Source organism: Lichenihabitans sp. Uapishka_5 (assembly GCF_033947565.1).
Classification (GTDB): Bacteria; Pseudomonadota; Alphaproteobacteria; order Rhizobiales; family Beijerinckiaceae; genus Lichenihabitans.
The window spans coordinates 1-9,386 of record NZ_JARPVX010000112.1 but is presented as its reverse complement, the minus strand read 5'-3'; the positions used below and the strand labels follow the sequence as shown (position 1 = coordinate 9,386).

Sequence of the window (9,386 nt, the reverse complement as noted above, 5' to 3'; positions counted from 1 at the left end):
ACCTCGACGGGCTGGCGGCCCGCCTCGCCGCCGGAGGCGCCACTGTGGAACGCCACACGCTGCCGGCCGGCCATGGCCTGACGCCGCGCGACGCCGCCCTGGTGGCGGCCTGGCTGCAGGCGCGCTTCGGCGCCGCCTGACGCCTCAGCCCTGGGCCCGCGGGTGGGCATCCCGATAAGCTGCCACCAACCGGGCCGCATCGACCGCCGTATAGATCTGGGTGGTCGATAGCGACGCGTGGCCGAGCAGCTCCTGGATGGAGCGCAGATCGCCGCCGCGGCTGAGCAGGTGGGTGGCGAAGCTGTGCCGCAACGCATGCGGGGTGGCGGTCGGCGGCAGGTCGAGAGCGCCGCGCAGCCGCTCCATCGCCAGCTGGATGATGCGCGGCGACAAAGGCCCGCCGCGGCTGCCGACGAATAGCGGCCCGTCATCCGCGAGGGCGTGCGGGCATTGCGCCAGATAGCGCTCGATCGCAGCCCGCACCGGGGCGATCACCGGCACCATGCGGGTCTTCTGGCCCTTGCCCAGCACCGTGACGTGGTCGAGCCCCCCCACCGGCGCCGCGTGGCGCCGCAGCCCGAGCGCCTCGCTGATGCGCAGGCCGGCCCCGTAGAGCAGCCCCAGCACGGCGGCATCGCGGCTGAGCACCCAGTCGGGCCGCGCTTCGCCGGCCCGCGTGTCGGGGTCGGCAAGGCTTCGGGCCGGCCCGACCGCGATGGGTTTCGGCAGGCTGCGCGGCAGTTTTGGGGTGGCGACGGCCGCAAAGGCCGGGGCGTTGCCGAAGCCTTCGCGTTCGAGATGGCGGGCAAAGGAACGCAGGCCCGCCAGCGCCCGCATCAGCGAGCGCGGCGCGATGGCGTCGCGGCGCCGGAAGGCGAGAAAACTGCGCAGGTCCGCCACCGTGAGGGCCGTGAGCCCGGCAATGGTCAAAGCCTCGCCGGTGTGGCCGGCCAGGAAGCCGAGGAATTGCCCGAGGTCGCGCCGGTAGGCCTCGACGGTCTTCGGCGACAGCCGCCGCTCGGCCCCGAGGCCAACCAGCCAGGCCTGCACTTCCAAGGCCAGCGCCGGATCGGCGCCGGGCAGGAGGGCGGACGGGGTGGGATTCGAAGCCGGCATCGCCGCAATGTTAGCCGGCAAAGGTTGAGGCTTTGCGGCCTCAGCCGCACACCTCATTCCGGCCGCAGCGCAGCGGAGAGCCGGAACCGGGGTGCCTCAAAGGAGGCCGGCCAGAGCACCCCGGTTCCGGGCCCGGCTGCGCCGTCCCGGAATGAGGTCACCCATCTGCTCCCGCCTCAAACCTTGCCGGCCTCGTCGAGCTGCAGCCGCACACCTCATTCCGGCCGCAGCGCAGCGGAGAGCCGGAACCGGGGTGCCTCAAACGATGCCGGCCGGAGCACACCGGTTCCGGGCCCGGCTGCGCCGTCCCGGAATGAGGTCACCCTTCTGTGCGGCGCCGCTCCCGCCTCAAACCTTATCAGCCTCGTCGAGCGGCACCGTGGCCTTGTCGCCCACGGCCAGCAGGGCCGCCGTCAATGGCGTCGCGAAGATCAGCCCCGGCAGGCCCAACAGCGCGCCGAAGCCGGTCTGCGACAGGATGGTGACGCCCGGCGGCATGTGGACGGCGCGGCGCTGGATCAGCGGCGCCATGACGTTGCCCTCGAAGAACTGGATGGCGGCGTAAAGCACCAGCGTCTCGACGCCCTGCTTGGGGCCCACCGAGAAGGCGATGATGACGGCCGGCACCGCGCCCACGATGGCGCCGATATAGGGCACGAAATTGCACAACGCCGCCACCACGGCCAGCACCAGGGCGAGCGGCACGCCGAGCGCCCACAGGCCGAGGCCCGACAACAGCCCCACCACCAGCATGTCGAGCGCCTGCCCGGCGCTCCAGGCCAGCAGCGCATGGCCGGCGGCCTCGGCCAGCTGCTTGGCCTTGGGGCGGTGCTTCGGGGCCACCAGCCGCAGGGCGCCGTTAACATAGGTGCCGGGTGATGCCGCGAGGTAGAGCGCCGCGATGATCACCACCGCCAGGGTGCCGAGCGTGCCGAAGATGGCGCCGAGCGTGCCTGCCACCGAGCCCGCGACCCCACTGGGGAGCGGGTTGCCGTCGCCTTGCTTGGCGCCGCCGAGGGCCTGCGGAATCTGGTCGAGCACCATCTTGCCCCATTCGCTGCCCTGCAGGCGGCCTTGGAGGTTCTTGCCCTGCCCGGCCAGCGCTTGTTTCAGGCTGGTGGCCTGTTCGGCCAGGCCCGGACCGGCCACGAGGCCGAGGCCCACCAGGGCGCCGGCGACGACCAGCACCACCAAGAGCAGCGCCGCCCAGAACGGCAGCCCCGTCCAGCGGTGCAGCAGGTCGGCGGCCCCGTGCAGGATGGTGGCCAGCAGCGCCGCGGCGAACACCACCATCAGCACGTCGCCGAACAACCATAACGCCATGCCGACCGCGACCGCCGTCACCGCCACCAGAAGGAGCCGGTAGATATGCGCGAGGTCGGGCTGGGGCGGCAGCCGGGCCGGAGCCCCGGCGGCGTCGGACGGTGAAAGCATGGAGAACCCCAAGGGAACGCGGCCCACCCGCGGACCAAACAACCTTCATGCCACAGCCGTGCGGGAAGTCGACCTCGGAGCCGATGCCACCGGCAAAGCTGGTGAACGGACCCTGACGCGGCCGGGCGGGCCGGCGCCGCCCCGCCCCGCCCTTGCGAACGCCGGGAGGACCCGCGCTTTAGCCCGTCGGGATAGCGGCCCGGTAGGCCGGCACCGGCAGGCCGCCGCGGCCCCAATCCTCGAGCTCCACCTCGCGGAAGATGATGAAGGTGGTGTCCGGGTCCTTGCCCATCACGTCGCGCAGCAGGTCGGAGACGCCCCTGAACAGCGCGGCCTTTTGTTCGGGCGTGGTGCGGTCGGCGCCCGGCACGGTGCCCTCGCGGGTGACCTCGATGGTGACGATCGGCATCGGCTTTTCCTCGCGGCGGGGACGACGCGGGGGGACCCGCCCGCGCCCTAGCGGCCCGCGGTCCAGCCGCCGTCGACGTGCAGGATCTCGCCGGTGACGAACGGGGCCTCCTCGAGGTAGAGCACGGCCCGCACCACGTCGTCGACCTCGCCGACGCGCTGCAGCGGATGCAGGGTCGCCAGCGCCGCATAATCCTCGCCGTCGTGCAGCGGCGTCCGCACCACGCCCGGCGACACGGCATTGACCCGGATGTTCTCCCCCGCCAGCTCGATGGCGAGGCTTCGCGTGGCGGCGTTGAGCCCGCCCTTGGTCATCGCGGCCAGCACGGAGGGAATGCGGCTGTCGGCGAATTCGGCCAGGGTGGTGGTGATCTGCACCACGTGGCCGCCCTCGCGTCGCGCCTGCATGGCCCGCACGGCGGCCTGCGTGATGAAGAAGAAGCCGTCGAGGTTCGTCGCGACCATGCGGCGGTAATCGTCCGCCGTATGGTCGACCACCGGCTTGCCGATGAAGATGCCGGCATTGTTGACCAGCGTGTCGACCCGCCCGAAGCGTTCGAGCGCCGCCGCGATCACCCGCTCGCCGGTCGCCGGATCGCCGATGTCGCCGGGGACGGCCAGAAGGTCGGGATCGTCCGTGGCCACAATGCTGCACGAGGTGGCCACCACGCCCCAGCCGCGGGCCCGGTAGGCCTGGGCGATGCCGGCGCCGAGGCCTTGCGAGGCGCCGGTGACGACGGCGACTTTTTGGGGGTGGGGCATGGGGAGGATTCCTGGGGGTTGCGTGCGTCAGCCCCTTCGAAGTCTTTGGGTGCGGCAGGGTGCGGACGCAAGAGCCGCGCGCAACGCCCGTCTGGCAAGCCAGGGGCCCGTCGTGTCACCAGCGATAAACAAGGCTGCCGATGACCTGCTGGTAGGCGCCACGATAACAATAGCCGCTCTGACATTCCTGGTAGCGGGTGTCGAGCAGGTTATTGGCGTTCACTTGGAGCTTCAGCCCGGCATATTTCGGGTCGAGCTTGGCGAAGTCGTAGTCGAGCACGGCATCCAGCAAGGCGACGTCGCGGACGCGAAACGTGTTCTGGTCGTCGCCGAAGCTCGAGCCGATGTAGCGGACGCCGGCCCCCACCCCGAGGCCGGCGAGGCGCCAGCCGGGTTGGAACGTGTATTTGGCGAAGGCCGACACGGTGTCGTCCGGGATGCCCGAGAGCGTGTTTCCGGTGGTGTCGGTGGCGCCACGGGTGATGCGGACGTCGAGACGTGTGTAAGCGGCGGTCACATCGATGCCCGGCGCCAGCGTGGCGACGGCCGCGAGTTCGACGCCCTGCGATTGCACCTGCCCCGTGGCGGCCTGGAAGGCGATATTGCTGGGGTCGAGGCGCAGCACGTTGTTCTGCGTGATGTTGAAGGCGGCAGCCGTCAGCAGCACGTTGGCACCGGGGATCTGGTACTTGATCCCGGCCTCCTCCTGCTCGCCCTGCGTGGGCGCGAAGGTCTGCCCGGCCAGGTTAGTGCCGAGCTGCGGCTCGAACTGGGTGGCGTAGCTGACGTAGGGCGCGACGCCGTTGTCGAAGAGGTAGCTCAGGCCCACGCGGCCCGTGAAGGCGGCGTCCTTCTGGTCGCCCCGCGTGGCGGCGATGAGGTCGCGGGTGTCGGTGTCGACCCAGCTCTGCCGCCCGTTGAGCGTCAGCACGAAGCCGCCCCACTTGGCCTGTTCCTGGGCATAAACGCCGACCTGATCCTGCAGCTGCTTGATGTGGTAGCTGAGATCCGTGATGTTGGGGATCGGTTGCGCGCCGTAGTTCCGCGTCACGATGTCGAGGTCGGGAGCCGACCCGAAGCCGAAGCCGTGGTTCAGGAACGCGTGCTGGTAGTCGACGCCGAACAACAGCGTGTTGGCCACTGGGCCGAGCGTGAAGTGGCTTTCGGCCTGATTGTCCAGCGTCAGGAAGTTGAAGCTGTCGATCACGCGGCCCGTGGACCGGGACGCGAGCCCCGCCACATCGTCGACGCCGTCGATCTGAGTGTATTTGGAATCGACGTTGACGTGGGTGAACCGCAGGTTCTGGCGCACGGTGAGCAAATCGCTGAAGCGGTGCTCGGCCAGATATCCGATGCGGTATTGTTCCTGGCTCTGCGCCCCATAGGCGGGGTCGTTCGAGTAGAGCGACGTGAGCGAATGGTTCGGCCCTTGGAAGAAGCTCGTGTTCGCGTTCACCCGGCTCGTCTGGTGCTCGGCCAGCACGGTCACGCTCGTGTCACTGTCGGGCCGCCAGGTGACGGCGGGGGCGACGTAGGTGCGGTTGTCGTCGGCGCCCGGCAGCCAGTTGCCGGACTCGCGCACGAGGCCGGTGAGCCGGTACGAGAACCCGTCGAGGCCGACCACAGGGCCGCCGATGTCGAAGTTGCCCTGGTACCGGTCGTATTGGCCGATCTGCAGCTGCAGCTCGCCGAAGGGGCCCGCGGTGGGGCGCTTGGTGGTGAGGTCGATGATGCCGCCCGGCGAGCCGAGCCCGTAAAGGCCGGAGGCCGGCCCGCGCAGGATCGTCAGATCCTGCAGCCCGTAGGGTTCGACCAGCGGGATCGAGAATCCGCTGCCGCCCTGCCGCAGGCCGTCGCGGTAGACGCCGTCATAGGTCACATCGAAGCCGCGGATGGAGAAGCTGTCGAAGCGCGGGTCGTAGCCGAAGGTGCCGGTGGTGGTGCCTGGCGTGTAGTCGACCGCCTGCTTGAGCGTCTGCACGTTGCGGTCGTCGAGCTCGCGGCGCGTGACGGTCGATTGCGATTGCGGCACTTCGATCGTGGGCGTGTTGGTTTTCGTGCCGGCCGTGCTGCGCGTCGCGAGATAGCCGACCGTTCCAGGTGGCACGTCACGCAATTGAAGGCCCGACACGTCGATCGCGTCGAGGTCGACGGTGGCGCCCTGTGCCGCTGCGGATTGCGCCGATGCCCCACCGGCCGAGAGAAGGCTGGCACACAGCGACACGAACCCGATCCACGGCGTTTTGAAGCGACCAACCACGATCCCGATCCTCCTTGTTCTGAGTTGAGACGGAGGCTCTGGACTGATGATGACCGACAAGCGACCCCAAATTGACGTTCGGTCCCGCATTCCGAACAAGGTGTGAGAATGCCGCCACCTTTGTTTAATTAGAACAATGATGGACTAAGGACCGGCGCAAGCGTCACGAACCCTCCGTCCGAGGCCATCCAACATCGAAAGATCATGCAAAATTTCCATTTTCCAGGCGCAATTTCCTGATAATTCTTGTAAAACCAACGAACACGATCCTCTATACTTCAATTGAGCGACGTGCGATCAAGGATCGCCCCCTCCGCATCCGAACCAGCAAGGACCGACCGTCATGCTCCTGGCCGCGCCCGGCAGCTACAGTGAGGATCTGACGCCCACGCACGGTGGCGACCCGTTCCGCATCTTCGTCTACGCGCCCGACGGTCCTGCTCCCGCCGCGGGGTGGCCCCTGCTTTGCCTGACGGATGGCAACGCTGTGTTCGGCACCGCGGTCGACGCCCTGCGCGGGCAGGCGACGTGGCCCAGCGGCACCGATGTCGGCGAGGGCGTCATCGCCGCGATCGGTTACCCGACCCCGGCGGCCTATGATCCGTTGCGACGCTCCTGGGACCTCACTCCGGCACCCGGCCGCGCTTATCCGCCGTTCACCGCGGGAGGGCTGCCGGCACGCACGGGTGGCGCGGCGCCGTTTCTCCGCTTCCTCGCCAGCGACCTGCTTCCCTGGATCCAAAATCAAACGTCGATCGACCAGCGCCGTACGAGCCTGTTCGGACACTCCTTCGGCGGCCTGTTCGCCCTGTATTCGCTGTTCACCCGACCGGAATTGTTCCGAAACATCTTTGCGGCAAGCCCGAGCCTGTCCTGGGAGGATGGCTCGCTACGTCCGGCGGAAGACGCGTTTTTCGCAGGAACGGCCGAGTGCCGCGACATCCGCGTGCACCTGTCGGCCGGTGCCTATGAGGGCGAGCAGATTGCCCCGTTTTATCACGGGCGCGCCGATGAAGCCGAGCGTCGGGCGCACCAGCGCCAGATCGCCACGATCAGCCTCGCCCGCGCGTTGTCAGACCGCATTGCGGCGGCAGGGGTGCAGGGGCTTACCTGCAGCTTCGAATTGTTCGCAGGAGAAAACCACATGTCAGTTCCGACGGTGGCGGTGAGCCGGGCCGTGCAGACCGCCTTTTCGCTTTCCTGGGATCGTCGATCCAAACACGAGCCGCACTCATAGGCCCGTGGCGCGCATCTCGATTCAGCCGTGGAGCAATGCCTTGATCCTCACTCCACCACCCAATGGATCGGCTTGAAACTCCCATTGTTCGACTGCAACGCCGAACAGGCCGTCAGCCCGATGATCAGATCCTCTTCGGCCACGAAGGTGATGCTGTCCCCCGCCCGGCTCAGCGGCGGCTCGACCGTCAGGGCGCCGGTGGTGGCGTCGATCGGCACGTTCATGAAGCAGTTGAACGCAACCGGGATGCGGTCGGGCGCGATGCCGTAGGGCTCAAGCGCCGCCGCGAGGTTGCCAAAGCAGCCGCGGTGCGGGTCCGTGTCGCCGTAGATAATGCGGAAGGTGTCGGCCGAGCAGGGCGTCAGCAGGAAATCGTGGCGGCCCACCGTGTCGGCCACGATGCGCAGCAGCACCCGCGAACGGTTGGAATAGAGCGGGTCGCCGGTCGTCAGGTAGATCTTGCTGGCATAGTCGAGCGTGCGACCGGACGAGATCACCTCGTCGACGTCGTGGCGGTTGAAGGCCAGGAGGTCCGCCACCTGCTCGCCGCGCGGGTCGATGACGGTGAGGCGCTGCCCCTTGTCGAGCGTAAAGGCCGTGCCCGAACGGGGCGGGATCTCGTGGGTGTGGGCCGCCGCGTCCGTGAACATGCCTAGTTTCCTGCGTCATCGTGAGCGGAGCGGCGATGGAGGGGGCGCCGCAGCCAGTCGCCGAGGCTGCATGGAGTGCCACGGCGCTGCGTGCCTCGCAATGACGGGGTTGGGCTCAGGCAGCGGGCCTCTGCGCCGGCTCGGTGATGGTTACGCCGTTGGCATCGGCCCGGTAGGCGCGGGCGGCCGCATAGGCGGGGCGGCGGGCCCGCATGATCGAGCCGAGCGGCCGGTGCGCCGCGAGACCCGTCCAGGGGTTGAAGGCAAGGCGGTCCTCGACGAGGTCGCGCAGGGCGTCCGACCAGGTGTCCTGCGGGCTCGCCTCGATGCGGGCCACCGCCACATAGGGGCTTTCGTCCTCGGGCCATTGCGCCGCCGCATCCTCGATCGGCGTGGCCTCGAGGCGGGTGCCGAGTTGCACCCGCATCTCCCACACGGCCGGCAGGCTGCGGAAATAGGCCGACACGGCCTCGCGGATGGCATCGGGGCTTTTCGTCACGTCGAGCGGCTTCTCGGACAAGGCCGTGAGGCTGGGCGACAAGGGCGACACCGCCACCTTGCCGAAGTAGTCACCGTGCAGCAGCGCCGCCTGGGAAAAGAAGCTGTCGCCGAGCAGCTCCGTCCGGGCCTGCCCGGCCAGGGTGGTGAGCGTGGCGGATTTGATGCCGACCGTCTCGAGCGCCGCCTCGGTGGCGCCCGTCACCACCGACAGAACATGCTTTACCGGCTCGGCAAGGCCCGTGGTGGCGGCCAGCGGCCGCAACTGGCGCAGGAACCCCTTGGCGGTGCCGATCTGGAAGGCCGGGGAATTGCCCAGCACCCAGTTCTGCGTCGCCTCGTCGGTGCTGTCGGGCAGGCGTTCGCCCGGCACCCCGAACACTTTCAGCGCCATGCCGCGCGGGGTCGACACGTTGTCGCCGAGGATGTCGCCCGGCGTGGTGGAGAAGCGCAGCATCGCCTCGTAGGCGGCCGGGGTGGCGAACACCCCTTGCGCATATTCGGGCGGCAGGCCGGGCAGCACGGTGAAGCGCGCCCGCACATAGCCATGCGCCTTGGCGTGGACGGCCCGGTAGGCATGGCCCTCGTCGGCGTGGGTCTTGCGCTGGATCGCCAGCATCGCCTCGGTCAACCCCTGCTCGACCTCGGCCTCGTCGGGCGGGATCGTCTCGAAGGAGGGATGAAACCGGAGCGGGGGGAGATGCTGTGGCATGGTCGTCAATGCCGCGCCGCTCGGGCGGGTTGCGGGTGCGGGGCGCCCGGGCCCGTCCGATAGTGACGCAGCTGGTGTCGCGGGCGTTCACACGAAGGCGTCACTGCGGACGGAGCGAGCGACGAGCCGGAGCCGGGAGCTTTATGCGATGCAGGTCGGGGCGCCCGGTTCCGGGTTCCGCTTTGCGGCCCCGGAATGACGGTGTGATCTGGTTGGTGGCCTCTCAGGGGCCGACTTGCAGCTCGTCGAGCGACAAGGGCGGGTTGAGGGCCCAGGCGGGCGCGGCGGCGGCGGGCCGCGCGGCTGCAG

Annotated in this window: 8 protein-coding genes; 1 reads left to right on the top strand and 7 read right to left on the bottom strand. The window is 69.1% G+C overall.

What is annotated here, in order from left to right; genetic code table 11:
• Window positions 1-144: 144 nt before the first annotated feature.
• From P7D22_RS21070 to P7D22_RS21050, 5 genes are all read right to left on the bottom strand, one after another.
• Entirely contained in the window at window positions 145-1,116 is a 972-nt protein-coding gene (locus P7D22_RS21070; protein ID WP_319936225.1) for a tyrosine recombinase XerC, read from the bottom strand.
• A 348-nt stretch (window positions 1,117-1,464) separates the two neighbouring features.
• Entirely contained in the window at window positions 1,465-2,550 is a 1,086-nt protein-coding gene (locus P7D22_RS21065) for an AI-2E family transporter (protein ID WP_319936224.1), read from the bottom strand.
• 178 nt (window positions 2,551-2,728) lie between these two features.
• Window positions 2,729-2,959: a tautomerase family protein gene (locus tag P7D22_RS21060; protein WP_319936223.1), complete on the bottom strand. Its 231-nt coding sequence runs from the start codon at window positions 2,957-2,959 to the stop codon at window positions 2,729-2,731.
• Window positions 2,960-3,006: 47 nt separating this feature from the next.
• Window positions 3,007-3,720, bottom strand: coding sequence for an SDR family NAD(P)-dependent oxidoreductase (locus tag P7D22_RS21055; protein WP_319936222.1), 714 nt, complete (start codon window positions 3,718-3,720; stop codon window positions 3,007-3,009).
• A 115-nt stretch (window positions 3,721-3,835) separates the two neighbouring features.
• Complete coding sequence (locus P7D22_RS21050) at window positions 3,836-5,980, bottom strand: TonB-dependent siderophore receptor (RefSeq protein WP_319936221.1); 2,145 nt, start codon at window positions 5,978-5,980, stop codon at window positions 3,836-3,838.
• 343 nt (window positions 5,981-6,323) lie between these two features.
• On the opposite strand from P7D22_RS21050, the gene P7D22_RS21045 reads away from it, so the two are divergent.
• Entirely contained in the window at window positions 6,324-7,217 is an 894-nt protein-coding gene (locus tag P7D22_RS21045; protein ID WP_319936220.1) for an alpha/beta hydrolase, read from the top strand.
• A gap of 47 nt (window positions 7,218-7,264) precedes the next feature.
• Here the strand turns inward: P7D22_RS21045 and P7D22_RS21040 are convergent, their stop codons facing one another.
• Together P7D22_RS21040 and P7D22_RS21035 are read right to left on the bottom strand one after the other, a co-directional pair.
• Window positions 7,265-7,867: an urea carboxylase-associated family protein gene (locus P7D22_RS21040; protein WP_319936219.1), complete on the bottom strand. Its 603-nt coding sequence runs from the start codon at window positions 7,865-7,867 to the stop codon at window positions 7,265-7,267.
• Window positions 7,868-7,982: 115 nt separating this feature from the next.
• Window positions 7,983-9,077 (bottom strand): catalase family protein, encoded by a 1,095-nt coding sequence (locus P7D22_RS21035; RefSeq protein ID WP_319936218.1) that lies wholly within the window; start codon window positions 9,075-9,077, stop codon window positions 7,983-7,985.
• Window positions 9,078-9,386: the final 309 nt, after the last annotated feature.